This window comes from Novosphingobium olei (genome assembly GCF_037076535.1).
Lineage (GTDB): Bacteria > Pseudomonadota > Alphaproteobacteria > Sphingomonadales > Sphingomonadaceae > Novosphingobium > Novosphingobium olei.
Genome location: NZ_AP029021.1, coordinates 3285001 through 3309767 on the forward strand (window position 1 = coordinate 3285001; position 24767 = coordinate 3309767).

The 24767-nt window shown below is 66.5% G+C and carries 21 protein-coding genes (1 of these 21 running past the window's edge); 2 read left to right on the top strand and 19 right to left on the bottom strand.

Going from position 1 to position 24767, the window contains the following annotated elements:
* From AACH40_RS15455 to AACH40_RS15475, 5 genes are all read right to left on the bottom strand, one after another.
* Positions 1-842 carry the 5' portion of a nucleobase:cation symporter-2 family protein gene (locus AACH40_RS15455; protein ID WP_338643168.1) on the bottom strand. The gene continues 565 nt to the left of window position 1, outside the view, so only the first 842 of its 1407 coding nucleotides appear in the window; its start codon is at positions 840-842; its stop codon lies beyond the left edge, outside the window.
* A 6-nt stretch (positions 843-848) separates the two neighbouring features.
* Positions 849-2207: an 8-oxoguanine deaminase gene (locus AACH40_RS15460; protein WP_338643169.1), complete on the bottom strand. Its 1359-nt coding sequence runs from the start codon at positions 2205-2207 to the stop codon at positions 849-851.
* A 27-nt stretch (positions 2208-2234) separates the two neighbouring features.
* Positions 2235-3350, bottom strand: coding sequence for a purine nucleoside permease (locus tag AACH40_RS15465; RefSeq protein ID WP_338643170.1), 1116 nt, complete (start codon positions 3348-3350; stop codon positions 2235-2237).
* A gap of 82 nt (positions 3351-3432) precedes the next feature.
* The gene (locus AACH40_RS15470; RefSeq protein WP_338643171.1) at positions 3433-5886 is read right to left on the bottom strand and encodes a TonB-dependent siderophore receptor; all 2454 of its coding nucleotides are present in this window, start codon (positions 5884-5886) and stop codon (positions 3433-3435) included.
* Positions 5887-6080: 194 nt separating this feature from the next.
* On the bottom strand, positions 6081-7706 hold the full coding sequence (locus AACH40_RS15475; protein WP_338643172.1) for an adenosine deaminase: 1626 nt from the start codon (positions 7704-7706) through the stop codon (positions 6081-6083).
* 135 nt (positions 7707-7841) lie between these two features.
* Between AACH40_RS15475 and AACH40_RS15480 the strand changes: the two genes are divergently transcribed.
* A complete protein-coding gene (locus AACH40_RS15480) occupies positions 7842-8795 on the top strand; it encodes a LysR family transcriptional regulator (protein ID WP_338643173.1) in 954 nt (317 codons plus the stop codon).
* 84 nt (positions 8796-8879) lie between these two features.
* Positions 8880-9410 (top strand): phosphoribosyltransferase domain-containing protein, encoded by a 531-nt coding sequence (locus tag AACH40_RS15485; RefSeq protein ID WP_338643174.1) that lies wholly within the window; start codon positions 8880-8882, stop codon positions 9408-9410.
* A 3-nt stretch (positions 9411-9413) separates the two neighbouring features.
* Here the strand turns inward: AACH40_RS15485 and AACH40_RS15490 are convergent, their stop codons facing one another.
* From AACH40_RS15490 to AACH40_RS15555, 14 genes are read right to left on the bottom strand one after another with little or no spacing between them, the layout of a single operon-like run.
* Entirely contained in the window at positions 9414-10505 is a 1092-nt protein-coding gene (locus tag AACH40_RS15490; RefSeq protein WP_338643175.1) for a nucleoside hydrolase, read from the bottom strand.
* Positions 10506-10513: 8 nt separating this feature from the next.
* Positions 10514-11530 (bottom strand): adenosine deaminase, encoded by a 1017-nt coding sequence (locus AACH40_RS15495; RefSeq protein ID WP_338643176.1) that lies wholly within the window; start codon positions 11528-11530, stop codon positions 10514-10516.
* The gene (gene guaD, locus AACH40_RS15500; protein WP_338643177.1) at positions 11527-12828 is read right to left on the bottom strand and encodes a guanine deaminase; all 1302 of its coding nucleotides are present in this window, start codon (positions 12826-12828) and stop codon (positions 11527-11529) included. Before guaD ends, AACH40_RS15495 begins: the two co-directional genes overlap by 4 nt.
* A complete protein-coding gene (gene xdhC, locus AACH40_RS15505; RefSeq protein ID WP_338643178.1) occupies positions 12825-13751 on the bottom strand; it encodes a xanthine dehydrogenase accessory protein XdhC in 927 nt (308 codons plus the stop codon). Before xdhC ends, guaD begins: the two co-directional genes overlap by 4 nt.
* On the bottom strand, positions 13748-16060 hold the full coding sequence (xdhB, locus tag AACH40_RS15510; protein ID WP_338643179.1) for a xanthine dehydrogenase molybdopterin binding subunit: 2313 nt from the start codon (positions 16058-16060) through the stop codon (positions 13748-13750). Before xdhB ends, xdhC begins: the two co-directional genes overlap by 4 nt.
* Positions 16057-17472 carry a xanthine dehydrogenase small subunit gene (gene xdhA, locus AACH40_RS15515; RefSeq protein ID WP_338643180.1) on the bottom strand — a complete coding sequence of 472 codons (1416 nt, stop codon included), beginning with the start codon at positions 17470-17472 and terminating at the stop codon, positions 16057-16059. The genes xdhB and xdhA overlap by 4 nt, the downstream gene beginning before the upstream one ends.
* A 3-nt stretch (positions 17473-17475) precedes the next feature.
* On the bottom strand, positions 17476-17805 hold the full coding sequence (gene uraH, locus AACH40_RS15520) for a hydroxyisourate hydrolase (RefSeq protein WP_338643181.1): 330 nt from the start codon (positions 17803-17805) through the stop codon (positions 17476-17478).
* Positions 17802-19001 (bottom strand): urate hydroxylase PuuD, encoded by a 1200-nt coding sequence (locus tag AACH40_RS15525; protein WP_338643182.1) that lies wholly within the window; start codon positions 18999-19001, stop codon positions 17802-17804. Before AACH40_RS15525 ends, uraH begins: the two co-directional genes overlap by 4 nt.
* Positions 18998-19438 carry a 2-oxo-4-hydroxy-4-carboxy-5-ureidoimidazoline decarboxylase gene (gene uraD / locus AACH40_RS15530; RefSeq protein WP_338643183.1) on the bottom strand — a complete coding sequence of 147 codons (441 nt, stop codon included), beginning with the start codon at positions 19436-19438 and terminating at the stop codon, positions 18998-19000. Before uraD ends, AACH40_RS15525 begins: the two co-directional genes overlap by 4 nt.
* The gene (gene hpxZ / locus AACH40_RS15535; RefSeq protein WP_169491439.1) at positions 19435-19815 is read right to left on the bottom strand and encodes an oxalurate catabolism protein HpxZ; all 381 of its coding nucleotides are present in this window, start codon (positions 19813-19815) and stop codon (positions 19435-19437) included. The genes uraD and hpxZ overlap by 4 nt, the downstream gene beginning before the upstream one ends.
* Positions 19812-20714, bottom strand: a complete 903-nt coding sequence (gene puuE, locus AACH40_RS15540; protein ID WP_338643184.1) for an allantoinase PuuE — start codon at positions 20712-20714, stop codon at positions 19812-19814. The genes hpxZ and puuE overlap by 4 nt, the downstream gene beginning before the upstream one ends.
* Positions 20711-21952, bottom strand: a complete 1242-nt coding sequence (locus tag AACH40_RS15545) for an alanine--glyoxylate aminotransferase family protein (protein ID WP_338643185.1) — start codon at positions 21950-21952, stop codon at positions 20711-20713. Before AACH40_RS15545 ends, puuE begins: the two co-directional genes overlap by 4 nt.
* Entirely contained in the window at positions 21939-23186 is a 1248-nt protein-coding gene (locus AACH40_RS15550; RefSeq protein ID WP_338643186.1) for an allantoate amidohydrolase, read from the bottom strand. The genes AACH40_RS15545 and AACH40_RS15550 overlap by 14 nt, the downstream gene beginning before the upstream one ends.
* Positions 23180-24763: a gamma-glutamyltransferase family protein gene (locus tag AACH40_RS15555; RefSeq protein WP_338643187.1), complete on the bottom strand. Its 1584-nt coding sequence runs from the start codon at positions 24761-24763 to the stop codon at positions 23180-23182. The genes AACH40_RS15550 and AACH40_RS15555 overlap by 7 nt, the downstream gene beginning before the upstream one ends.
* Positions 24764-24767 lie beyond the last annotated feature (4 nt).

Here is a 24767-nt window from a genome sequence, read left to right on the forward strand (position 1 = left end):
ATCGATTCGATCGAAGACACAAAGCCGGTCAGCACGAAGCCGATCACCGCCGAGGCGGAGATGGCAAAGCCGAACGGAAATGGCGCGGGCAACATGGCCCAGTGCGCCTCTGCCACCGGAGCGAACGCGATGCGGCCCATCGCGAAAGCGACGGCGTATCCGGCAAGCAGGCCGAGCAGGACGGAGGCGGTCGACCATATGCCGCGCGCAAAGAACTTGAGCCCGAGCGTGGCGACGACAACGACGCCGGCGAGCAGCCAGCTCTGCGCCGATCCGAACGCGGGCGTCCCGATCGCCGGAACGCCGCCGGCCGAGTACTGCACGCCGATGCGCATCAGCGACAGCCCGATCATCAGGACGACGAGCCCGGTGACGAGCGGCGGCAGGGCAAAGCGGATGCGGCCGACGAAGCGGCTGAGCCCGGCATGGACCAGCCCGCCGGCCAGCGCCGCCGTGAACAGTTCCGCCATCGCGGCGGGACCGCGCCCGGCGACGATCGGGATCATGATCGGAATATAGGCAAAGCTCGTCCCCTGCACGAGCGGCAGCCTGGCGCCGATGCGGCCGAGGCCGACCGTCTGCATCAGCGTGGCGAGCCCTGCGAAGAACATCGACATCTGGATCATGTAGATGAGCGGTGCGGGGTCTGCCGAACCGAAGCCGAAGCCGGCAGCCCCTGCAACGATGATCGGCGGCGTGAGGTTCGAAACGAACATCGCAAGGACATGCTGGATGCCGAGCGGGATCGCGCTGGCGTAGCCGGGGAAGTAGTCGGGATCGCGCCTCTGTTCGCGGGTGGCGACGGACTTGCGCCCAACCAACGTGCGCTCGGCTCCCGACATGGACGGCTACTCCTGCATGAGCCGGGCAAGCGAGACTTGCGCGGCGGCGATGATGCGATGGCGCGGGATGCGGACAAGTTCGCCGCCACGGACGACCGCCCTTCCCTCAACGAAAAGGTCGCGGACCTGATGGGGGGGGGCGAGAACCAGCGCGGCGACCATATCCCAGGCGCCGGTCGATGCGGGCTGCGCCATGTCCCAGATCGCAAAGTCGGCGCGAAAGCCTGCGCGCAACTGGCCAAGATCGCTGCGACCAAGCACTTCGGCACCGCCGCGCGTGGCGATATGCAGCGCTTCGCGCGCCGCCATCGCGCCAGCGCCGTGGCTCACACGCTGGAGCAGCATGGCCTGCCGGGCTTCGCCAAGCAGATTGGCCGCGTCGTTGGAGGCGGATCCATCGACGCCGAGACCGACGGGCACGCCCGCATCGCGCATGGCCCGAACCGGCGCGATGCCCGAACCGAGCCGACAATTGGAGCCTGGGCAATGCGCGACCCCGGTGCGCGTTCGCGCGAACAGGTCGATCTCGGCGTGGTCGAGCTGGACGCAGTGCGCGTGCCAGACGTCCGACCCGGTCCAGCCAAGCTCCTCGGCGTATTGTCCCGGACGACAGCCGAACCGTTCCAGGCTGAACGCCACATCGTCGGCATCTTCGGCGAGATGGGTGTGGAGCATCACCCCCTTGTCGCGCGCGAGCAGGGCCGCATCGCGCATCAGGCCCTGGCTGACGGAGAACGGTGAGCACGGCGCAACGCCAACGCGGACCATCGCGCCGTCGGCGGCATCGTGGAAGCGATCGATCACGCGGATGCAGTCGGCAAGGATCGCATCCTCGCGCTCAACCAGGCTGTCGGGCGGCAGGCCACCCAAGCTCTCGCCCACGCTCATGCTGCCGCGCGTCGCATGGAAGCGCACCCCGATGCCCGCGGCGGCATGGATCGTATCGTCGAGCGTCACGCCGTTCGGGAAGAGGTAGAGGTGGTCCGAACTGGTGGTGCAGCCCGAAAGCGCCAGCTCGGCGAGGCCCAGCTGCGTCGCGGCGAAGACATCGTCGGGGGTGTAGCGCGCCCAGACCGGATAGAGCCGCTTGAGCCAGCCGAACAGCGAGGCCTCGGTCGCGCCGGGCAGGGCGCGGGTGAGCGACTGGTAAAGATGGTGGTGGGTGTTGACGAGGCCGGGCGTGATCACGCAACCCTGCGCCTCGACGATCGTATCGGCGTCGCGCGCGAAAGCGGCAAGCTCCACGGTGGTGCCGACCGCGACGATCACCCCGTCGCGGAAAGCCATGGCGCCGCCCGGAATTTCGCGGGCGGCATCGTCCATCGTGGCGACAACGGCAGCGTTGCGGATAAGTGTGAGCGCCACGGTTCGGTCCGACCTAGCCAGCCATGCTCATTTGGGCGGGGCCTTTTCGTAGCGGTCCCAGTGAGTGGTGATCTCATCGACCACCTTGCCGCCGACCAGATAGAGGCTTTCGAGTGCGGCGGTCATCCCGGCATAGCCCTGGTTCTCGCTCAACAGATAGGGTGCCGGGGCGACGCCCGGTGGCGGCATGGTGAAGTTGCTGCCCGCGCGCAGCACCATGACGCGGTTGCGATCGGCGCGGCCGACGCGGGTGAGGTACTCGATCGACTGGAACGTGCCGGTTTCCTCCATCGCCGAGGTGACGAATTCCCCTTGTCCGCGCGTCCAGAACCGGGTCCAGTCGTTGGCCCATTCGGTCAACTTCGCGCCGTGCCAGAAGGTCATCGCGGCAAGGTTGTCACCCTTCAGCACGAAGGGCGGCTTCTGCGCGTTGGGATAGCCGACATAGTGGGCGCGGGCCGCCGTGATCGTCGCATCATCAGGCAGCTTCACGTCCTTGGTCAGGGCGAAGGCCCAGTCGCGCAGCGCCGCGTTCAATTCGAACATCTCGCCATTGACCGGTTCGAGCGGTGTGGGATCGGACGGGCCCTTGCTGTGCAGGGCGAAGTAGCCGCTCTCCCAGTCGGTGGGAATTTCGCGCGCATCGATTTCGTGCGCAATGTCGCCATCGACGAGGAAGCGCGCCCAGGCGGCGGAACCGACCGAGGCATCGGCAGGGTCGATCCCCGCGATACCCGCGACGAGCCAATACGCCTTCGACAGATCCAGCCGATCGTCGAGGCCGAGGGCGAGCGCGGCAGTGGCCGACTTGATCGAGCCCATGCCGGTGACGATGGCGAGCACGCCGGTCTGGGGGTCGTAGGCGAGATCGTGCCAGCCCTGCGGGAAGGGCAGCGTGACGTCGAGCTTGCGGCGTTCCTTCCAGAGCTGGAATTCGCCGGGCTTGTCGCCGGTGTCCTTGCCGATCTCGAACATCGTCACGACGACGACACGTACCGGCAGCCGGGCAGCACATGGCCGCGCTGGCGCGCAGGCCTTCACCCGGGCGACGAGCGACGGAGGGGCGACAGGGATTGCAAGGCCCGGCGAAACCGTCGCGAAAAGCGCACCGGCGAACAGAACGGCCCGGGCCAGCAATTGCATCAATATAACCTCGAAACTTTGAAACATCGCGGAGAAAGGGGACGCCTCTTGCGAGAGACGCCCCCTGCCCCGCGTCAGGACATCAGAACTTGTAGACCACCGAAGCCTGCCAGCTGCGCGGACGCTCGGGCAGAGCGATCGTGCTGCCGAACAGTTCGGTGAAGTTGGCACGGAAGTACTTCGCGTCGGTCAAGTTCTTCACGACCGCGCGGAACAGCCACGGGCCCGTGGCGTAGGACAGGCTTGCATCGACCAGGGTATAGGCAGGAAGCTTTACCACCTGCGACTGGCCCGAAAACACCGACGGGACATGGGTGATGCTCCCCGCCACGGCGAGGCCATTGTCGAACGAGTACGTCGCCGTTGCCGAATAGAGATCCTCGGGGATACCAGCGCGGCGTGAGGCCTCCTTGTTCGCGATAGGCACAAGGCCGATAGGCTGCCCGCCGAGGAACAAGGCCGGGTCAAGGCCCTTCAAGTCTTCGATGCCGAAGAAGCTGAACAACGCACCACTGCCGATGGCCGTGAGGTTGTAAACCTTTGTCTTAGTGTAGTTGGCGGTAAGCAGAAGGTGCTTGTCGACCGACCAGCGGACTTCGGCTTCGATGCCCTTGGTCTCGACAGCTTGGTTGGTGACGATGGCCTGCGAATTGCGGTCGGTGCGGGTCTGCTTGTAGATCGACAAGGCGGCGTAGAGGCGGTTGTCGAGGAACGTCCCCTTAACCCCGCCTTCGTAAAGCTTAGAGGCGCTGATGAAAGCTCCCGAGGTCACGTCGCCGGCATAGATTTCCGCGCCCTGCCCAGCAACGACCGTCGATTGCCGGGAAATCGTCACGTAAGGAACCAGGCCGAACGGCGTCTTGTAGTTGGCGCTGGCCGACCACGACCATGCGCCCTTGCCACCACGCGCACTGGCGGCCGAAGACGGATCCTCAAGCTTTGCCGCGATGTCGACGGTAGTCACTTTCAGGTAATCGTAACGAGCGCCGAGCGTCAGATCGAGGCCGAAGTTGAAATCGAGGTCCGCCAGACCGGCCAGCCCAATGTCGGAATAGTGCCCCTTGAGATACGACGTGTAGTTGCAGTCGCATTCGGTGGAAAGCAGGCGATCTGACAAGGCGTCATAGCCCTTCGTCAGATCGACACGGTGGAAGTACTCGTAGTTGAAATCGTCGCCATGCTTGAACCTGGTGTAGCGGAATGAGGGCGAAGCCTGAATCGCAAATTTTCCGACATCGGTCCGGAAGGTTTTGGAAATGACGATCTTGTCTTCAATCACCCACGAATCATGGAATTGCGAGAATCCATAAGTATTCTCGTTGATGTTTGTGTAGCCGTCATAGAACAACTGGTTCTTGATTTCGAAATCTTCGCCAGCGTCAAAGATCAGGTCCAGATACCCCGTTTTAGCCGTATTATCGAGCCGGTCATTCTTTCCGGTCAGCGTATCCCGGCGGCTCAGCTTGGCCGTGCCGACGTTGGTCAAGCCCATATCCGGATAGACCGCTGCAAGGCAGGCGTTGGTCAGCCCGCCGAATGGATTGGAGAATGGCGGTGTAGAACAAAAGGCACTCCCGAACGGGTTGAGCCCAAGCCCGCCATTGGCTGCAGCCGCCTCGCCGTGCGAGATCTGGCCGTCACCATTGGTGTCGAGTGGCTTTGCCGAACCCGTGATATACGTGCCGTTGTCGACCAGATCCTGCGTCAGACGGTTCCAGCCGCCGTTCTGCTGCCCCTTGAAATCATGGTACATTCCGCCGAATTCGAGGCGCAGGTTCGAAGCGAGGTCGGTGTCAAAGGCAGCCTGCAGGATGGTCTGTTTGGTGCTCATGTTGCGGTAGTAACTGCCCGAATCTTCTACTTCCGCATAAAGGCTGTACCCGAACTCCTGTGTGCCGAGGTGCCCCGGCCCCCGAATATCCGCCGAAAGGACGTTCTTGCCCCAGCTGCCGCCAGTGTAGGTTACTTGGCCCGCCGCACTGTCCATGTACTTGCCGTTGGCCACACGTGCCGATTTGGGCACGAAATTCATGTAGCCACCGGTCTTCGACGGACCAAAGATCGGCGATGCAGGACCTCGCACGATGTCGATGCGATCAGAGGCGCCGATCGGCGTGGGATAGTTGCCGGGGTTGTCAAGACGACGCATGCCGCGGAAATAGACTTCACCAGGTGTGCCGCGAATGTCCAAGGCGCCGCCGACACCAAAGAAAGAGTTGGTAAATGTTCCGGGCGACTGCGCCACGAGGTCGTAAATTTCGGTGATACCGAAACGCTCCATTTGCTCCTTCGAAATGGAGGATGCGGATCGCGGCGTTTCCACAAGGTTCTTGTCGAAGCCGAAGACCGTGCCGACGTCCTTCAGCGGCAGCGCGTTGAGCGAGCCGGTGACGACGATCTCTTCCTTCGGATCGTCGGCAGGCGCGGGCGCGTCCTGCGCAAGAGCCGGAGCCGACATCGCGGTACAAGCGAGCAGCCCTGCGGCAAGGATATGGCGACGAAGCCGCGCTTGCAGCGCAGCATCAACGGTTTTCATACGAGCAGTCATGGTTTCAAACCCCCCTGTTGATGGCGGCAGGGAACCCCTGGATTCCCGCTGCACATTTGATTGCCAAGCGCCTCTCCCCAAGCGCATGCCCTATCCCACTCAATCATGCTGCAGTGCGGCATGCCATACGTCAGATGCGAACATGTGAAACTTTTCTTGCAGCTGCGGCTTGCGCGCCACAGTCATGACTTGCGCGAAGCGACCGCCAACCGATCGCTCTCGAACTTTGCGAAACGCGCCTCAAGGTCGGCTTCCAGCCGGGCCTTCTCGTTGCGTTCAAGGAATTGGGCGCAGGCGGGCGCGGCAAGGTCGGTCCCGCACGCATCCACCGGACGCAATCCCGCGAAATCGGTCCAGAGGCTGTTGCCTGGAAGGAAAGCGTAATGAAGTCCGCTGCGGGCAGCCTGCTTGAGCGCGCGGTAGTCGAACCCCTGTTCGCGCACGGCGCGGACATATTCATTGGTCATGTCCGAACGGAGCACGCCCTGATCGTCCGTGGACAGGACCACCGGCACGCCATGTTCGCGATAAAGCTGCACGGGATGGTCCGCCCCGTGAACGCCAAGGATAACGTCGTTGCTGGTCAGATTGATCTCGACCGCAACGCCATCGCGAGCCATGCGCGCCATGGTCGCTTCGGCGTCATCCTCGAAGGCGATGTCGGTGCCGTGGCCAATCCGTTCGGCCCCCGCATCGAGCGCCTTGGCTATGTGGTTTCGCAGTTCCGCAGGCGGCACAAGACCAAGCGTCAGTTCGCCAGCGTGAAGCGTACGGCGGACGTGGGGATACTTCGCCTCGAGCAGGCGGAACATCGCCATGTGCAGGTCGTAGTCCCGCAGCGCGACCATCGCATCTTCGGGCATGACGATGTTGACGCCAACGAAGCGCGGGTCCGCATCGGCCATCATGAAGCCGAGGATCAGCGAACGGAATACCTGCGTAGGCGGCAGGGCGCGCATCGCCTGGAAAAGGTAATGGACCGAAACGCCGCACCCTGGATCAGGATGGGCGCCGGCGCAGTCAAGCACGGCCGCAGACGTAGCTTCGTCTGCGGTCAGTTCGGCGCGCGCCTTGGCGAGCAGCGGCTGCAACGCCGCGATCTCGCCATCCAGCCGCGCGGGCAGGTCGCGCTCGGTCAGCACCCCGGCAGGGGCGGCAAGTACCGCGTCCATCAGCGTGGTCGTGTTGTGGTCCAGCTCCAAGTAGGAGAGGTTGTCACCGGCAGCGATCGCGCGAGCGCTGGCCAGCATCTTGCTTGCCGACTGCGACCCGATCGGGCCGAAGCGCGCGAAGGAGCGGAAGAACTGCGTGTGCCCGGTGGCATCGTTGCGCCCCACGCCCCGCTGCCAGCCCCGCGTGGAAAGCGCATGAACCAGCCGATCATAGCCGAACTCATCGTTCTGGCTGAACGTTGAGAGCTTGCGGTCCTCGGCGCAAGGCGGTGATGCGACCGACAGGCCATCGGCCGACACACACAAGCCGGCTTCGGCGCCCCAGCGCAGGTAATCCTCGGCATAGATCGCTCCACCGAGGTGGTTGTGGAGATCGCCCCCCTTGGGCATCGGCCGCAAAAAGACGCGCAAGTGCGTCGGGCTTTGGCGGGCAGCCTCGAACAGGGAGGAGACCGCCGCCTCGCGCGCCGGGTCCAGCGGAAGTGGACGAGCAAGCGAGACGGCGGGCAATAGCGCCGCAAAAAATGCCGAGAGGGAGAGGATCGACAGCGACTTCACGGCGCAAGCAATGGTGCGATGCAGGCGAGTCGGGCGAAAGGCCGGGACACGGTGCAGGCAGCGATCTGCATCGACCATTCCCCTGTCATGTGCGCCCCCGTTCGTTTTGCACTGCATTCTAAAAATGCGGTAGGGCTGGCCTAGGGTCTTGACCCTTCGCTCGCAACTGCAATGATTCCGACGCTGCGTTGCAAAAAATAGGTAGGCCTGACAATGCCCGCGTTCTCGCGCTTCCTCCGTTACTTCATGGCCGTCGGCCGGCTCGGCTCGATCCGAAAGGCGGCGGACGAACTCAATGTCTCGGCCTCGGCGATCGATCGGCAGATCCTGAATGTGGAAGCCGAAATCGGCATGCCGCTGTTTGAACGACTGCCGACGGGCCTGAGGCTAACCGCTGCAGGCGAGATCATGATGGCCGCAGGGGGGCGCTGGCAAAAAAGCCTTTCGGAAGTGCGCGCGCAGATCGAGGACTTGCGCGGACTGAAGCGCGGCCATGTCGAGATCGCGATCATCGACGCCTTGGCCAAGGGGGTGATCCCGGCGGCAATCCAGGCCATCCAGAGCCGCTATCCCGGCATCTCGATCGCCGTGCGGGTGCGCGGGAACGACGCGGTGCGACGGATGATCGCCAGCAACGAGGTGGACTTCGGCATCTTCTTCGACCCCGAATCCTATCGCGACATCACCGTCCATGCCTTCGCCGACGTCCATCTGGGCTTCGTCACGCCAGTGGGTCACCCCTTTGCGCAGCAACAGGAAGCGCGCTTTTCCGCCTGCATAGGATCGCCGGTGGTGGTTCCTACGCATCCGCTGGCGGTGCACCAGCAAGTTCTCGTGCTGGAAGGCACCACGCGCGCGACGCTCGACAAGAAGGTGTCATCTGACGATATCCAGATGATTACCTCGCTCGTGCAGCAAGGGGTCGGCATCGGCATTCTCACTTCGCTCGACGTCATGACCGAGGTACGCGCAGGACGGCTGGCCTTTACCCGAATAAGTGATCCAGTCCTGCGCCCGATGACGCTGGCGCTTTGCACGGCGGCAGCGCGGCCACCGTCCTACGCCGCAGACATCGTGCTGGGCGAGATCCAGACCGCCTTTGCGCAGTTTGCCTGGCCCGCCGCGATCCAGCCGCAGGTGATGGCGGAGGAAGTCGACGGGGGATGACCAGACGCGAACCCATTGCCGGAATCGCCGGAAAACGGTAACCGGGCCGCTTTCCCGCAATCGTTGACGGACCTTCTTCAGGCCATGACCCACACTTCCGCCCCTGTTCTCAACTACATCGCCTACGAGGACTTTCTCACCAAGGCGCGCGGTCTGTCGAAGACTCTGGCGACGGGTTCGTGGAAGCCGGACTTCATCATCGGTATCGGTCGCGGTGGCCTCGTGCCGGCCGTCTACATCAGCCACGAGTTGCAGGTGCCGATGCTGTCGATCGACCATTCGTCGAAAGTGCCGGGTTTCGCCGACGAATTGCTCGGCAAGGTCGCGACCAAGTCGAGCGAGGGCACGCGGTTGCTGTTCGTGGACGACATCAACGACAGCGGCGGCACGATCGTCTACATCCGCAGGCTGCTCGCCGACAACGGCTGCAATCCCGAAAACCTCAAGTTCGCGGTGCTGATGGACAACATCCGCTCGCAGGCCCGGGTAGATTATGCCGCCGAAACGATCGACCGCGCCGAGGACAAGCGCTGGTTCGTGTTCCCTTGGGAAGCGGTGATGACCGCCGAGACCCTGACCGAGGAAGCCCAAGCCGTTCCCGAACGCCTGGGCTGAACCTTAACGTCGGGCGAGAATGCGCTCGATCAGCGCTTCCATCTTGGGCACGTCGATGCTGCGGACGATGTCCGCCTGGCCCTCGTCCAACCCGGGGCGGTAGGCGTCGCGCCAGGTCAGCATGTCGCCATAGCCCGGGCCGAACTGGGTATCGAAGTCATACCACAGCCGCTCCTTGTCGGTGACGAGCGAGGGGTCGAGCCAGACGGCGGCGGCGATTTCGTCCCACATCGGAAAGCCCGGCTCCATCCGCCGGATCATCGCGGCCACCGGCGGTCGCGCCGCCTTCGCCAGACGATCGACCAGAGCCGGGGTAAGCTGCGTGCCGGTCGAGGGATCGACCGGGACGATCGTCACCCTGGGCCAAGGGGCGTGCGAAACCATGCTCGCAGCTTCCGGATCGAAGCGAATGTTGAATTCGCGGCGCGGGGTGTTGACGAATTCGCGCGCGAAATCGGCGGCGGCGCGGTTGTCGAGCGTCTGGCGCGGATTGAGGCTGCCGCCCATGACGACCAGTTCCTTGACCAGCGACGCGAATTCGGGATCGAGTCGCTGCGCCAGCGCGAGATTGGTCAGCGGCCCGCAGGCCATGATCGTGATCTGGTGGGGATGCGCGCGGACCATGCGGACCATGAACGCAGCGGCTGGCTCGACCAGCGGCTTCAGCTTGGCGTTGCCCCACGGCAAGTCGACCGGGTCGAACGGACTGTGATAGGGCGGCGTCGATTGCGCGGTGGGTTCGGCCCACTGCTTCATGAACGCGCCTTTCCAGGTGAGCTTGCCGTAGAGCGCTTCCCACCGCTCGGTTCGCGCTTGGGAATTGAGCAGCGGGAAGGTCGCGCCCTGCGCCACCGGCACCTTCTGGTGTCCCGTGAGTTCGAGGCCGCGCAGCGCCATGGCGGTGGCGCGGTTGGCCCAGACATTGCCCGAAACGCTGGTCACCCCGACCACTTCGGTGCCGGCATCCTCCAGCAGCATCAGGTGCATCAGCGCGAAGCCTTCGTCGTCGATGATTACCTTGCGGCGAGCTTCCTGCGCCTGCGCGGGAGAGAGGGCGACGAGGAACAGCGCGAGAGCGGCGAGAAGGCGGCGCATGGAACTCCTCAGGTTGCCTGTGCCGCGTAGGCGTCGATGGCGGCAAGATGCGCGGCGACGGCCTCGGGCGGCAGGAACGAGCCGGTGAAGCTGTTGCGTGCGAGTTGGACCAAAGCCTCGCGCGACAGCCCCCGCGCGCGCGCAACCGCGCGGTAGTTGTCGGCGACATAGCCGCCGAAATAAGCCGGATCGTCCGAATTGATCGTCGCCTTCAGTCCTTCGGAAAGCATGCGGTCGATCGGGTGATCGGCCAGGTCGCCCACCACGCAGAGCTTGTGGTTGGAGAGCGGGCAGACGGTCAGCGTCATGCCCTCGCCCGCGAGGCGCTGAACCAGCGCCTCGTCCTCAAGTGCGCGGTTGCCATGGTCGATGCGATCGACGTGGAGCAGGTCGAGCGCTTCGTAGACATAGGCAGGCGGCCCTTCCTCCCCTGCGTGCGCGACGAGCTTGAGACCCTTGGCCCGCGCCGCGGCGAAGACGCGGGCGAACTTGGACGGCGGGTGGCCGATCTCGGAACTGTCCAGCCCCACAGCGGCGATCCGGTCGAGCCACGGCTCGGCCATGGCCAGCGTCTCGAACGCGGCCTCTTCAGACAAGTGGCGCAGGAACGACAGGATCAGTGCGCTGGTCAGTCCATGCTTGGCTTCCGCCTCGGCCATGGCGGACAGCAGCCCTTCGATCACGGCGGCAAAGGCAATGCCGCGATCGGTGTGGGTCTGCGGATCGAACATGATCTCCGCATGGCGCACGCCATCGGCCGCCGCGCGGTCGAAGTAGGCCATGGCGAGATCGTGGAAGTCGGCCTCGGTCAGCAGCACGCTGGCCCCGGCGTAGTAGATGTCGAGGAAATCCTGCAGATTGGAGAAGGCGTAGGCCGCGCGGACATCCTCGACGCTGGCGTACGGGATGGTCACGCCGTTGCGTTCGGCCAGCGCGAACATCAGTTCGGGTTCGAGGCTGCCTTCGATGTGCAGGTGCAGTTCGGCCTTGGGCAGGCCGGCGATGAAACGGTCGAGGTCGGTCATGGCGCCGATCCTAGCGCATCGCGGTCCCATGCGCAGCGGCCGAGCACGTAAGTCTGGCGCACGGTGCGATCATCGCCCAGCACCTGCATGGCAAACAGCCGTTCGGCGAGGCTGGCCCCGGCGGTGCGGCGGGCCAGCAGCGGCGTGGCGCGATCGTCGAGCACGACGAAATCGGCCTCCTGCCCTTCGGCGAGAGCGCCGACCGTGTCGTCGATGTGCAGCAATCGGGCGCTTCCCCCCGTCGCCAGCCAGAGCGCGCGGAAGGGATCCAGCCGGTAGCCCTTGAACAAGCCCGCCTGGTAGGCCGCGCCGCCGTTGTGGAGCAGCGACAGGTTGGTGCCCGCGCCGATGTCGCTGCCCAGGCCGAGGCGCACCTCGTGGGCTTCGGCCTGGGCGAAATCGAACATGCCGGAGCCGAGAAAGAAGTTCGACGTCGGGCAAACCGCGATGCCGGCTCCGCTTTCGGCAAGTCGCGCGCAAGAGCGGTCTGGCAGATGCACGCCGTGGGCAAAGACCGACCGGTCTGTGACGAGGCCGAACCGGTCGTAGGCATCGAGATAGTCGGCGGCGTCCGAAAAGCGCTCGGCGACTTCGGAAATCTCGCGCACGTTCTCTGCCAGGTGGGTGTGGAGGAGGACGCCCGGGTGGTCCGCCAGCAAGCGCCCGGCGATGGCCAGCTGCTCGTCGCTCGATGTCAGGGCGAAGCGCGGGGTAACGGCGTAAGTCAGCCGGGCCCTGCCATGCCACTTCGCGATCAGCGCCTCGCTTTCGGCCAGCCCGCTGGCCGGATGGTCCCGCAGGCCTTCGGGGCCGAGGTCCATCAGCACCTTGCCGCAGGCCATGCGCAGATTGCGCCGCTCGGCCGCCGCGAAGAAGGCATCGACCGAGGTGGCATGCACGGTCGCGAAGACCAGCGCGCTGGTCGTGCCGTGGCGCAGCAGTTCATCAAGGAAGGCTTCAGCCACGCTTTCCGCGTGACCCGCATCGGCGAAGGCCTTCTCCGCCGGGAAGATATGCCGGTCGAGCCAGTCGAGCAGCTGTTCCCCATGGCTGGCGATGCGGTCGAGCTGGGGATAATGGACGTGCGCGTCGATGAAGCCGGGGACGACGAGGCCGGGCAAGTGTTCGACCTCCACGCCCGGGAAGCGCGGCAGAACATCATCCGCAGCGCCACGCGCCACAATCACCCCGTCCTTGATCACCAGCACGCCGTCCGGATCGTGGCGCACCGCGTCCGGCGCTTCGGCGGGATCGTGGGCGAGGCTGAGGATCTCGCCGCGATAGGCGTGGAGCGTCATGCCGCTTCCATCGCCCGCATCTGCAGCAGCTGCGCGAGCACGGCGATGGCGATGACGTCCGGTTCCTTCCCAGTCACGCCGGGCAGGCCGATCGGGCAGGTCAGCCGCCCACGCGCCTGTGCGGACACGCCATCGCGTTCGAGCCTCGAGAGAAAACGGGCGCGCTTCGTCAGCGAACCGATCAGCCCGGTGAAGGCGACGGGCGGGCGTTCGAGCGCGGCGCGGGTCAGGCGATAATCGAGCCCGTGATCGTGCGTCAGGATGACGATGGCGGCGTCCTCCGGCGCTTCCGCCACGCATTGTTCGATATCCGATTCGGGCACGATGGCGACGCCGTCGATCGTTTCGAACAGGGGGCGCGTGTCGAACCAGGCGAGGCGCACCGGCAGGCCGGCGGCGTGGCGGGCGATCGCCTGCCCCACGTGCCCGGCGCCGAACAGATAGAGCGGGCGGCGGTAGGTGCCGATGGTTTCGGCAAGCCGCGTGCCTTCGCGCGGACGGTCACCCCGCGCTGAAAGCGCTGTGGCGGGCCCATCGTCCACCAGCCGCTCGATCCGGCCTGGCTTGAGCAGGCTCACCAGCGTGCGTCCTTCGGAAGCATCCGCCAGCCAGCCGAGCGCTTCGCGGTCGAGGTGTTCGACCAGCACGCGCACGCGCCCGCCGCAGCACTGGCCCAGCAGCGGCCCCAGTGGATAGTCCTGTACCCGCCATGTGCCCGGTAGGTGGGCCAGGATAGCGCGCGCCTGTTCGATCACGCGCAGTTCGAGCGCGCCGCCGCCGATCGTGCCGTAACCGCCTTGTGCGGTCACGACCATGCGGGTGCCCGCACCGCGCGGCGCGGAGCCTTCGGTTGCGAGCACGCTGATGAGTGCGAGCGGCTCGACGGGCGCGTGATCGCGGATATGGGCGAGCCAGTCGATCACTGAGACCGGTGCCCGGCAATCGCGCGCAGCACCGCTTCGGGCGTTGCCGGGGCATCGAGCGGTGGTAGGTCCGCCTTGTCAGGCGCGGTGGCGGCGATGGCAGCGGAGATCGCGCAGAACACCGAGTTCGCCAGCATCAGCGGGGGCTCGCCCACCGCCTTCGAGCGGTGGATGGTGGGCTTCAGGTTTTCGCCGTCCCACAGGTCGATGCGCAGCCGCTTGGGCCGGTCGCTGGCCGTCGGGATCTTGTAGGTGGCCGGCGAATGGTTGAGCAGCCGCCCCCTGTCGTCCCATTCGACCACTTCGGTGGTCAGCCAGCCCTGACCCTGGACGAAGCCGCCTTCGATCTGGCCCCGGTCGATCGCGGGGTTGAGCGAGCGGCCGACGTCGTGGAGAATGTCGACCGCAAGGACCTTGTGCTCGCCCGTCAGCGTGTCGACCACAACTTCGCTCACCGCCGCGCCATAGGCGAAATAGTAGAACGGGCGGCCCTTGTGGCTCGGCCGGTCGTAGGCGATGTCGGGCGTGGCGTAGAACCCGGTCGAGGACAGCGAAATGCGCCCGAGGTGTGCGCGCCGGGCGGCATCGCCGAACGCGATAGTCTCGCCGCCGACGACAACCTCGCCCCTGGCAAAGCGCACTTCGTCCGGCGCGCAGCCGTAGGCGCCGGCAAGGAAGGTGGCCATGCGGTCCCGGATCGCCATCGCCGCGTTGTGCGCCGCCATGCCGTTGAGGTCAGCGCCCGAAGAGGCTGCGGTCGCCGATGTATTGGGCACCTTGTCGGTGCGCGTGGCGGTGATCCGCACCTGCCCCACGGGCACGCCGAAAGCGTCGGCGACGATCTGCGCCACCTTGATGTAGAGCCCCTGCCCCATCTCAGTCCCGCCGTGGTTCACCTGGATCGAACCGTCGGCATAGACGTGGACCAGAGCGCCCGCCTGGTTGAGGTGGGTTGTCGTGAAGCTGATGCCGAACTTCACGGGCGTGAGCGCGACGCCCTTCTTGAGCACAGGGTTCGTCGCATTGAACGCCGCGATCGCCGAACGCCGCGCATCATAATCCGAAGTTTCGCGCAGGCGGGCGATCAGTTGCGGCGCGATGTTGTCCTCAACCGGCATGCCATAGGGCGTGACGTCGCGCCCCCGACCGTAGAGATTGCGCGCCCGCACCGCCAGCGGATCGAGCCCCAGCCGCGCGGCGACGTGATCGCACACGCGCTCGATCGCCAGCATCCCCTGCGGACCGCCGAAGCCCCGGAAGGCGGTGGCGGAAACGGTGTTGGTCTTCAGCCTTTCGGACAGGATCTCGACGTCGGGGAGGAAATAGCAGTTGTCGGCATGGAACATCGTCCGGTCGTTGATGCCTGGCGACAGGTCCATCGTCGCGCCGCAACGCGCCGAAAAGCGCAGTTTGACCGCGAGCAGGCGGCCTTCGTCGTCGTGTCCCGCTTCGTAGGCGACTTCGAAATCATGGCGCTTGCCGGTGACGATCATGTCGTCGTCGCGGTCGCAGCGGAACTTGGCGGGGCGGCCGGTGTGATGGGTGACGAGCGCAGCGGCGGCGGCGAACAGCGCGGCCTGGCTTTCCTTGCCGCCGAAGGCACCGCCCATCCGCCGCACCTCGACCGTCACGTCGGCGCTGGGCTTGTTCAGCAGGTGGGCGACGAGATGCTGCACCTCGCTCGGGTGCTGGCTCGAACTGACGATGTGGATCTGCCCGTCCTCGCCAAGGCGCGCGAGGCCGATCTGACCTTCGAGATAGAAGTGGTCCTGCGCGCCGATCCGCAGCGTGCCCGCCAGCCGATGTGGCGCGGTGGCGAGCGCGGCGGCGGCATCGCCCTGCGCCATGCGCTGGTCCGCCTCGATCCGGCTGTTTTCGGCGCGGGCCTGGTCGACCGTCACCATCGGCGGCAGCGGCTCGTAGGTGACCTTGCCGAGGCGCGCCGCCTTGCGCGCGGCAAGCCGGGTGGTCGCGGCGACAAGGAACACCGGCTGGCCGTGGCTGATCACCTCGCCATCGGCAAGGACGCGGTCGTCGTGCGCGATCGGGCCGACGTTGTTCTCGCCCGGAATGTCGGCCACGGTGAAGACCGCGACGACGCCGGGAAAGGCGCGGACTTCGGACAAGTCCAGCCCGGTGATCCGCGCCCGCGCTTCGCTGGAAAGGCCGAAGGCGAGGTGCAGCATGTCCGCCGGTTCCGGCTCGTCATCGGCATAGCGGGCAAGGCCGGCGACATGCAGATGCGCGCTGTCGTGCGGGTTGGAGGGCTTGGTCTCGACCGGCCAGAGCGGTGCGGCTTCGGCGTTCATCCGGCGATCTCCAGCACCGAGACCGCCATGCCCTGTTCGCGATGCCACAGCCGCCACAGCAGCGCCCTGGCGGCTTCGATGCGATAGGCGGTGCTGCCGCGAACATCGGTCAGCGGCGCGAAGTCTTCGCCCAGCGCGGCGGCGGCGGACACGATGGTCGTTTCTTCGAATGGCTGGCCGATCAGGGCCGCCTCACAGGCAGGCGCCCTGCGCGGTGTTGCAGCCATACCGCCGAAGGCCACGCGTGCGGCGACGATCGTGCCCTGATCGACTGTCAGCGCAAAGGCGCCGAGCACGGCGGTGATGTCGCTGTCAAAGCGGCGCGAAAGCTTGGAAATGTGAACGCGCGTAGCCGCACCGGGGCGCGGCACGAACACGCTTTCGACGAATTCGCCTGCGCGGCGGTCCTGCTTGCCGTAGTCGAGGAAATAGTCCTCAAGCGCGATCGTCCGGCGCCCTTCGGGCCCGCGCAGCGTAAGCTCGGCGCCCAACGCGATCAGCGCTGGCGGACCATCGCCGATCGGCGAGCCATTGGCGATATTGCCGCAGACGGTGGCCGAATTGCGCACCTGCAAGCCGCCGATGCGGCGGACGAGCTCGCCAAGGTCAGGGTGCAGCCGCGACAGCGCCGGATGGGCCTCGGCATAGCGCACGCCAGCGCCCAGACGCACGCCGGCATCGCTCTCCTCGATGGCCTTGACGTCCGCCACGTCGCCGATGAACACGAGCGTATCGAGATCGCGCAAGGCCTTGGTCACCCACAGCCCAACGTCGGTCGCGCCGGCGACGATGCGCGCTTGCGGGTGTTCGGCCAGCACTGCCGCGACTTCGTCGGACGAGCGTGGCGCGAACCAACGGCGCGCGCCGAACACGCCGCTCGCGCCATCCGCGCCAAGCGCCCGCAGCGCGGCGAGTGTCGCGCTGTCGTCCTGCGCGAGGCACGCGACCTTCTCGCCCGCTTCGACGATCGGACCGTATCCGGTACAGCGGCACAGATTGCCGGCGATCACGTCCGCCACCGGCAGTTCGCTGCCAAGCGCACCGATCGCGCGGCCGTGCAGCGACATGACAAAGCCCGGCGTGCAGAAGCCGCACTGCGACGCTCCGTTGCCCGCCATGCAGGCCTGCAGCGGGTTGAGTTCGCCGCCCTGCGCCAGGCTTTCCACCGTCATCAGCGCCTTGCCGTGGATCATCGGCAGAAACAGGATGCAGGCGTTTACCGCGCGCCATGCGACCCGCTCGCGCGCCGCTTCGCCGACCAGCACGGTACAGGCGCCGCAATCGCCTTCGGCGCAGCCTTCCTTGGTGCCGGTGCGGCGCAAGGCCCCGCGCAGATAGTCGAGCAGGGTGCCGGTGGGATCGGGCTCGGCGATTTCCACCACCTGCCCATCGAGTACGAAGCGTACCGCCATGCCTCAGCTGCCCCGGTAGGTCGAATAAGCGAAGGGCGAGACGAGCAGCGGCACGTGATAGTGCCCTGCCTCAGCCATCCCGAAGGCGATCCGCACTTCGTCGAGGAACGGCGGATCGGGCAGCGCGACGCCCGCGCCCACGAAGTAGGCGGCGACCTCGAAGGTCAGGGCGTAGCGGCCCGGCGGCAATTCGGGCATTCCCGGACAGCGGCCATCGTCGTTGGTCTGCCCCGTGAACAGAGCCACGCCAAAGGCGTCCTCCAGTCGCAGCTTCACGCCGGCGGCGGGCCGACCGTGCATGGTGTCGAGGACATGGGTCGAAAGCGTGCTCATTGCGGGGTTCCCGCCGCGATCCAGCGGCCGATGGTGTCGCGTTCCTCGCGCGTGATTCCGGTCGTGTTGCCGAGCGGCATGATCTCGCTGTCGACTGCAACCTTCTTCACGCGGGGCGCATAGATGCGCGCACGCTCGTAGCTGTCGAGCTCAACCCCAAGCGGCGGCGCGGTGAACGCGGCATTGCTCGGATGTTCGGCGTGGCAGGCGAGGCAGTGCCTGGCGAAGATCGGCTGGACGCTGGCGTAGCTGGCCGGGGCAGCATCGGGAGCGGCGGCCTTCGCCTCGGCCGGCAGCGTCAGCTTCTCGGCCGAAACGTAGGTCACCATGACCAAGGCCATTGCGCCCGCCACCAGCATCGCCCGGCCGGTCGGCGCACCGCGATGGCGCAGGTTGAAGACATGGCGCACGGCAACCCCGGTCAGGCCGATCAGCGCCAGCACCAGCCATGGCCGCGCCGCGCCATAGGTCATCGCGTAGTGGTGGCTGATCATGATGAACAGCACCGGCAGCGTCATGTAGTTATTGTGGAGCGATCGCTGCTTGGCGGCCTTGCCCAGCGCGGGATCGGGTTCGCGCCCGGCCATCAGCGCGGCCACCACCTTGCGCTGGTTGGGGATGATCACGAAGAACACGTTACCGACCATCGCCGTGCCCATGATCGCGCCGACGTGCAGATAGGCCCCGCGCGCGTTGAACACCGAGTTCAGGAACCACGCCGCAAACATCAGGAAGGCGAACCAGACCACCCCTACCACGCGGTTGTCCTTGCCCAGCGGCGAACGGCACAACACGTCGTAGAAACCCCAGCCACCGGCAAGTGAGACGAGGCCAAGCATGATCGCGTCCGATGCGGTCAGGCTGGACTTCGCCGGATCGAGCAGGAAGCTGGACGCGCCGACGTAATAGACCAGCACCAGCAGCGAGAAGCCGGTGATCCAAGTGGTATAGGCCTCCCATTTGAACCAGTGCAGGTCCTCGGGCATGTGCGCCGGGGCCACCTGATACTTCTGCTTGTGGTAGAACCCGCCGCCGTGGACCGACCAGACCTCGCCCGAAGCATCACCCTGCTTCGGCGGCACGAGATGGTTGTCGAGCCAAACGAAATAGAACGATGAACCGATCCAGGCGATGCCCGCGGTCAGGTGGAACCAGCGGACCGCAAGGTTCAGCCATTCGAGCAGGTCGAAGGTCATGCCTGATCCTCCAGGCGAAGACGGACGATCTCACCGATCTGCGCGATCGCAGTGGCGATCTCGGTTTCGCGGTCGTTGCGCAGGCGCTGCTCCATTGCCGCGAGAATGCCCGCCTTGTCGGTCAGGCGGACGCAGATGATGAAGGGGAAATCGAAGCGTTCGCGATAGGCGGCGTTTAGCGCGTGGAACCGGGCGAATTCCGCCTCGCTCAGCCGGTCGAGCCCGGCGCTCGCCTGCTCGGCGGCCGAGGCAGCGGTCAAGGTGCGGTCGATCGCCGCTTTCCCAGCCAGCTCCGGGTGCGCGCGGATCAGCGCGAGCTGTTCATCATCCGAGGCGGCGTGCACCACCGCCATCAGATCCGCATGGCGGTTGCCGGTCGATGGCCGCGCATCGGCACGCGCTTCGACCCACGGGCTGTGTTCGAACAGCGCGATCATGACGTCGTTCCTTCGAGGCTGACGTGGGCGGAAACGACCTTCCAGCCGTCATCGAACCTGACCCAGGCCTGCGATTGCCGCCCGCGACGATCGGCGCCTTCGCGGAAGAATTCCGCATCGGCCGTGGCGAAACGATCGCCATAAACGGTGATGGCCACGTGGCCGAGCCGCCGCTGGGGCGATCCGCCGCGCCCCTTGCGGAAATCGCGGATCGCATCGATCCCCCACAGCACTTCGCCCACGCCGAAGCGGTTGGTCGTCGGCGCATCGTGGAACAGCGCGTCCATCGCGGGAATGTCGTCGGCCATGAGCGCGGCTTCATAGGCATGGAACGCGGCGGTCACTTCGGCGAGGAGAGCGGGGTCGTCGATTCTCATGCCGCCTCTTCGACGTAGGGGTGCAGGTCCATCCAGTGCCGGGCGATGTCGATCCGGCGGGCGATCCAAGCGTCACCGCTGGCGATCACATGGTCGACGAACCGCGCGACGGCGCGGGCGCGGGCCGGGCGCCCGGCGATGCGGCCGTGCAGGCCCACCGACATCATCCGCCCGCCTTCCGCGCGCAACTGCTCGAACGTGTCGCGCAAGTAGCGGAAGAACTGTTCGCCTTCGGTAAAGCCGTTGAGCGCGACCATCTTCATGTCGTTGGCGTCGAGCGAATAGGGCACGATCAGCTGCGGCTTGCCATGGCGCGCATCCCAGTAAGGCACGTCGTCGGCGTAACTGTCGGCATCGTAGAGAAAGCCGCCTTCCTCTACGACAATGCGCGCAGTGTTGGGCGAGGTCCGCCCCTGGTACCAGCCGAGCGGGCGGCTGCCAGTCACCTGAGTGTGGAGCTCGATCGCACGGGCAATATGGTCGCGCTCGATGTCTTCGGGCACGTACTGGTAGTCGATCCAACGATGGCCGTGGCTGGCGATCTCCCAGTCGGCGGCGAGCATCGCTTCCACTGCCGCCGGGTTCTTTGCCATCGCCATCGCGACGCCGAACACCGTCACCGGTACCTGGCGTTCGGCGAACAGGCGGTGCAGTCGCCAGAAGCCGGCGCGGCTGCCGTATTCGTAAAGACTTTCCATCGCCATCGCGCGCGCCGGATGGGAACCTGCGCCGACCATGTCGGACAGGAACGCTTCGGAGCCCTTGTCGCCATTGAGCACGGAATTTTCCGCGCCCTCCTCGTAGTTGATCACGAACTGCAGGGCGACACGCGCCCCGCCGGGCCAGGCAGCCTCGGGCGGCGTCGGGCCATAACCGACGAGATCGCGCGCTTGGGTCACGCCGCCTCCCACGCCGCCAGCGCCGCCGGCACGGCCTCGCCCAGCGGCAGGCTGAACCCTTGCGCCTTCAGGCAGGCCTCAAGCGCTCCGAGCGTCAGCAGAACCTTGTGCTTCATGGCATTGTAGCCCATCGCGCCCAGCCGCCAGATCTTCCCCTGCAGCGGTCCGAAGGCGGTGCCGATCTCGATCTCGAAGTGTTCGCGCATCATCGTGCGCACCGCTTCGCCGTCGATCCCTTCGGGGATGTACACGCCGGTGACGTTGGTCATGCGATAGGCATCGTCGCCATAGACGACGAGGCCCAGCGCCCGCGCGCCAGTCGTCATCGCCGCCCCCGCCTTGCGGTGCCGCGCAAAGCGGGCGTCCAGCCCTTCGCCCAGCGCCACCCGCGCGCATTCGCGGGCGGCGTAGAGCATCGACGTCGCCTCGGTGTGGTGGTTGAGGCGCTTTTCGGACCAGTAGTCCATGATCATCGCCAGATCGAAGTAGTTCGACGGAATCCGGGGGCCTGCGCCATCGACGATGTCGGCCCGGCGGATGCCCTGCTCGACATGCCGCCGCGCGAAAATGCGGCTGGCCGCGCGGTCGGAGACCGTGATCGGACCGGAACCGGAAGGGCCGCCAAGGCACTTCTGCAGGCCGCCGGTCACGATATCGACGCCCCAGCGATCCGCCGCGATCTCCATGCCGCCCAGCGTCGCGCAGGCATCGACATAGAGATAGGCGCCCGCCGCCTGGCACAGCGCGCCCAGTCCTTCGAGCGGCTGCGCCATCGTGGTCGATGTATCGCCGTGGACGGTGGCCACGACCTTCGGCCCGACCCGCTCGATCGCCTCGGCAATCGCGTCGAGCGGCACGACTTCGCCCCACGGTGCGCTGACTGTCTCGATCTTCGCGCCCAACCGATGGAGGATTTCGGTCAGCAGCAGGCCGAAGCGGCCGAAGTCGACCACCAGCACCGTGTCGCCCGGTTCGACCAGACTGACGAGCGATGCCTCGATCGCCGCGCGGGCGGTACCGTCGATCAGCATGGTCCACTGGTTCTGCGTCCCGAACACCGGGCGATAGAGCGCCATGACCTGGTTCATGAAGCCGGTCATCTCGGGATCGAACTGGCCGAGCAGGTCGGCCGCCATCGCGCGCAGCACCCGCGGGTGGGCGTTGACCGGCCCCGGCCCCATCAGCAGACGCTGCGGCGGGTCGATGTCGCCAAAATAGGTCGGGTCAAGCGGCGGCATGCAGGGCTCCCAGGCGGTCGATGAAGCCGAGCATGACCCGCAGCGCCACTTCGGCGTCCACCGGATCGACATGTTCGGCAGGATTGTGGCTCACCCCGCCCCGGCACCGCACGAACAGCATCGCGGTGGGGCAGAGCGCTGCCATGATCATCGCATCGTGACCGGCGCCGGAAACGAGGCGGAAGGGCTTGTGGCCTGCAGAGTGAACGGCGGCGTCGAGCAGATCCATCAACGTGGGCGCGCACGGGCTGGCGGGCAGGTCGTGGACCTTGCGCACGGCGAGGCCGAGATCGCGGGCATCGGCTATGCGCCGGAAACGACGCAGGATTTCGTCGGCCGCGCGATCGCGCCGGGCTTCCGAACCGGAGCGGACATCGAGCGTGAAGGCGCATTTCCCGGCGATGACGTTGGCGGCCCCTGAAGGTACCTGCACGATACCCACGGTGGCTACAACATCCCCCAGGCTGTCCTGCGCGACCGTTTCCGTCGCCAGAACCATCTCCGCCATGCCGGCCACCGCGTCGCGCCGCAGACCCATCGCGGTGGTGCCGGCGTGACCGGCGCTGCCGATCAGTTCAACCTCGTAGCGCATCTGCGCAGCGATGCCCGTGACCGTCCCGACCGCGAGCCCCTGTGCTTCGAGCACAGGCCCCTGCTCGATATGCGCTTCGAGATAGGCGAACACCGAACCGCGCGGCCGGGCGGCCGAGGGGTAGACGGTGACGTCCAGCAGATCGCCCAACGCAACGCCATCGCAATCGCGAACATCGAGCGCGGCGGGATCGAGCGTGCCGGCAACCGCGCGACTGGTCAGCATCGCTGCTGGAAAGCGCGATCCTTCTTCGTCCCCGAAGGCGATGACCTCGATCGGGAATGCCATCCGCTTGCCTGCGGCATGCAGCGCGCCGACCGCCTCGATCGCGAGCATGACGCCCAGCGGACCGTCGTAGGCGCCGGCATTGCGCACGCTGTCGATATGGCTGCCGATCAGGAGTAATGGCGCGTTCGGATCGTCCCCTTCGTAGCGCCCGACGAGGTTTGCTGCCGCATCGCGCGACACGGTCATGCCCGCATCGCGCATCCATTCGGCGATGCGATCCTGCGCGGCAAGGAAGGCGGGCGAAAGGTAGGTTCGGGTCAGCCCTTCGCCGCTTTCGCTGAACGGCGGCTGGGTAAGCGCATCGCAGCGAGAAACCGCACGCGCGCCCCCGACCTGCTCGGCTTGCGCTACCATGCGGCCACCTTGCCGTCGCTGCGCGGGTCGGTCGCGCCATCCAGGCGTCCGTCGGGATGGCGGACGATGGCGCCGGCATGCCCCATCGTGGCGGTCAGCGGCCCGACCCGCTCCACCTGGTGCCCCGCGGCGGCGAGCGCAGCGTAGAGGCTCTCGTCGAAACCGTCCTCGAGCTTCAGCGTGGTCGACTGGTCGCCCCAGGTCCGGCCCAGCAACCAGCGCGGGGCCGAGATCGCCTCCTGCAGGTCGCTGCCGAAGCGGGCATAGCGGCTGAACAGGGCGGCCTGCGTCTGCGGCTGGCCCTCGCCGCCCATCGTGCCGTAGGCCATGACCCGGCCATCGTCGAAACGCGCAAGCGCCGGGTTGAGCGTGTGGAACGGCTTGCGGCCCGGCTTGAGCGCGTTCCAGCCTTCTTTGGCGAGGCGGAAGCTGCTGCCCCGGTTCTGCCAGGTGATCCCGGTCTTTGGCAGCACCAGCCCCGAGCCGAATTCGAAGTAGGTCGACTGGATCGCGCTGACGACGCGGCCTTGCGCATCGGCGGCGCCGAACCAGCAGGTATCGCCCCATTGCGCCGGCTGCGGCCAGGGCAATGCCTGCGCCGGATCGATCTTCGCTGCCAGCGCGTCGAGCGCGGGCGCGTCGGATAGCAAGGCCTGCCAGTCGAACGGACTCCACGCAGGATCGCCCAGGTGCACGTCGCGCAAGAGGAAGGCCTGCTTGGTAGCCTCGACCAGTCCGTGGACGTGATCGAAGCCCTCCGCCTCGCCCGCCGCGAGCCGGTCGAACAGGGCGAGGATCAGCAGCGAGGCCGCCCCTTGCGTCGGCGGTGCGCTGTTCCACAGCTGCGCATCGCACAAGCGGGTGGTCAGCGGTGCGGGGCGGCTGGCGGCGTGCGCCGCGAGGTCATCGGCGGAAACCGGGCTTTCCAGCGCCGCGAGATCGGCGGCGATGTCCTCGGCAAGCGCGCCGGTGTAAAAGCTCGCGAGGCCGTCCTCGCACAGGCGGCGCAAGGTCTGCGCGAGCAGCGGCTGGTGCAGCACCTCGCCTTGGCGCAAGGGCCGCCCGTCGGGCTCGAACGTCGAGGCATAGGCGCCCGGCTGCACGCGCAGTTCCGGGCCTTTGCTCACCGCAAGCGCGGCGTGCCCTGCCGTGACGGCGACTCCGGCCTCGGCATGCGCAATCGCATCGCGCAACAGGCGCGCCAGCGGCAGGTTGCCGCCACCGCTCGCCAGCGCTGCCTCCCACGCCGAAATCGTCCCGGCGACGGTGTTGGCGGCGAGCGGCCCCCGGAACGGCACCGTATCGAGCCCGTCGTACAGGTCGAGCGTTGCCGCACCAGCCGCGCCGCCGCAGCCGTGGATGCCATGGACCGCCCCATCGGGTTCCGAGATGACCCAGAAGCCGTCCCCCCCGATGCCGGTCATGTGCGGATAGACCACCGCAAGGCACGCCTGCACGGCGACCGTCGCTTCTATAGCGTTGCCGCCGTCCTGCAGGATCGAAAGCCCAGCCTCTGCCGCAAGGTAGTGCGGCGCGGTGACCATGCCGTTCGATCCGGTGACGGTGGAAAGCCCCATCGGG

What these genes read in the sequence shown, in the direction of transcription:
- AACH40_RS15490 (WP_338643175.1), bottom strand. Translation starts at nt 10,505, where the DNA reads ATGCGCCGCCTTCTCGCCGCTCTCGCGCTGTTCCTCGTCGCCCTCTCT.
- AACH40_RS15465 (WP_338643170.1), bottom strand. Translation starts at nt 3,350, where the DNA reads ATGCAATTGCTGGCCCGGGCCGTTCTGTTCGCCGGTGCGCTTTTCGCG.
- AACH40_RS15555 (WP_338643187.1), bottom strand. Translation starts at nt 24,763, where the DNA reads ATGGGGCTTTCCACCGTCACCGGATCGAACGGCATGGTCACCGCGCCG.
- AACH40_RS15545 (WP_338643185.1), bottom strand. Translation starts at nt 21,952, where the DNA reads ATGCCGCCGCTTGACCCGACCTATTTTGGCGACATCGACCCGCCGCAG.
- AACH40_RS15495 (WP_338643176.1), bottom strand. Translation starts at nt 11,530, where the DNA reads ATGACCGACCTCGACCGTTTCATCGCCGGCCTGCCCAAGGCCGAACTG.
- hpxZ (WP_169491439.1), bottom strand. Translation starts at nt 19,815, where the DNA reads ATGAGAATCGACGACCCCGCTCTCCTCGCCGAAGTGACCGCCGCGTTC.
- uraH (WP_338643181.1), bottom strand. Translation starts at nt 17,805, where the DNA reads ATGAGCACGCTTTCGACCCATGTCCTCGACACCATGCACGGTCGGCCC.
- guaD (WP_338643177.1), bottom strand. Translation starts at nt 12,828, where the DNA reads ATGACGCTCCACGCCTATCGCGGCGAGATCCTCAGCCTCGCCCACGAT.
- AACH40_RS15480 (WP_338643173.1), top strand. Translation starts at nt 7,842, where the DNA reads ATGCCCGCGTTCTCGCGCTTCCTCCGTTACTTCATGGCCGTCGGCCGG.
- AACH40_RS15550 (WP_338643186.1), bottom strand. Translation starts at nt 23,186, where the DNA reads ATGGTAGCGCAAGCCGAGCAGGTCGGGGGCGCGCGTGCGGTTTCTCGC.
- xdhA (WP_338643180.1), bottom strand. Translation starts at nt 17,472, where the DNA reads ATGGCGGTACGCTTCGTACTCGATGGGCAGGTGGTGGAAATCGCCGAG.
- xdhB (WP_338643179.1), bottom strand. Translation starts at nt 16,060, where the DNA reads ATGAACGCCGAAGCCGCACCGCTCTGGCCGGTCGAGACCAAGCCCTCC.
- AACH40_RS15485 (WP_338643174.1), top strand. Translation starts at nt 8,880, where the DNA reads ATGACCCACACTTCCGCCCCTGTTCTCAACTACATCGCCTACGAGGAC.
- AACH40_RS15470 (WP_338643171.1), bottom strand. Translation starts at nt 5,886, where the DNA reads ATGAAAACCGTTGATGCTGCGCTGCAAGCGCGGCTTCGTCGCCATATC.
- uraD (WP_338643183.1), bottom strand. Translation starts at nt 19,438, where the DNA reads ATGATCGCGCTGTTCGAACACAGCCCGTGGGTCGAAGCGCGTGCCGAT.
- AACH40_RS15475 (WP_338643172.1), bottom strand. Translation starts at nt 7,706, where the DNA reads ATGGTCGATGCAGATCGCTGCCTGCACCGTGTCCCGGCCTTTCGCCCG.
- AACH40_RS15525 (WP_338643182.1), bottom strand. Translation starts at nt 19,001, where the DNA reads ATGACCTTCGACCTGCTCGAATGGCTGAACCTTGCGGTCCGCTGGTTC.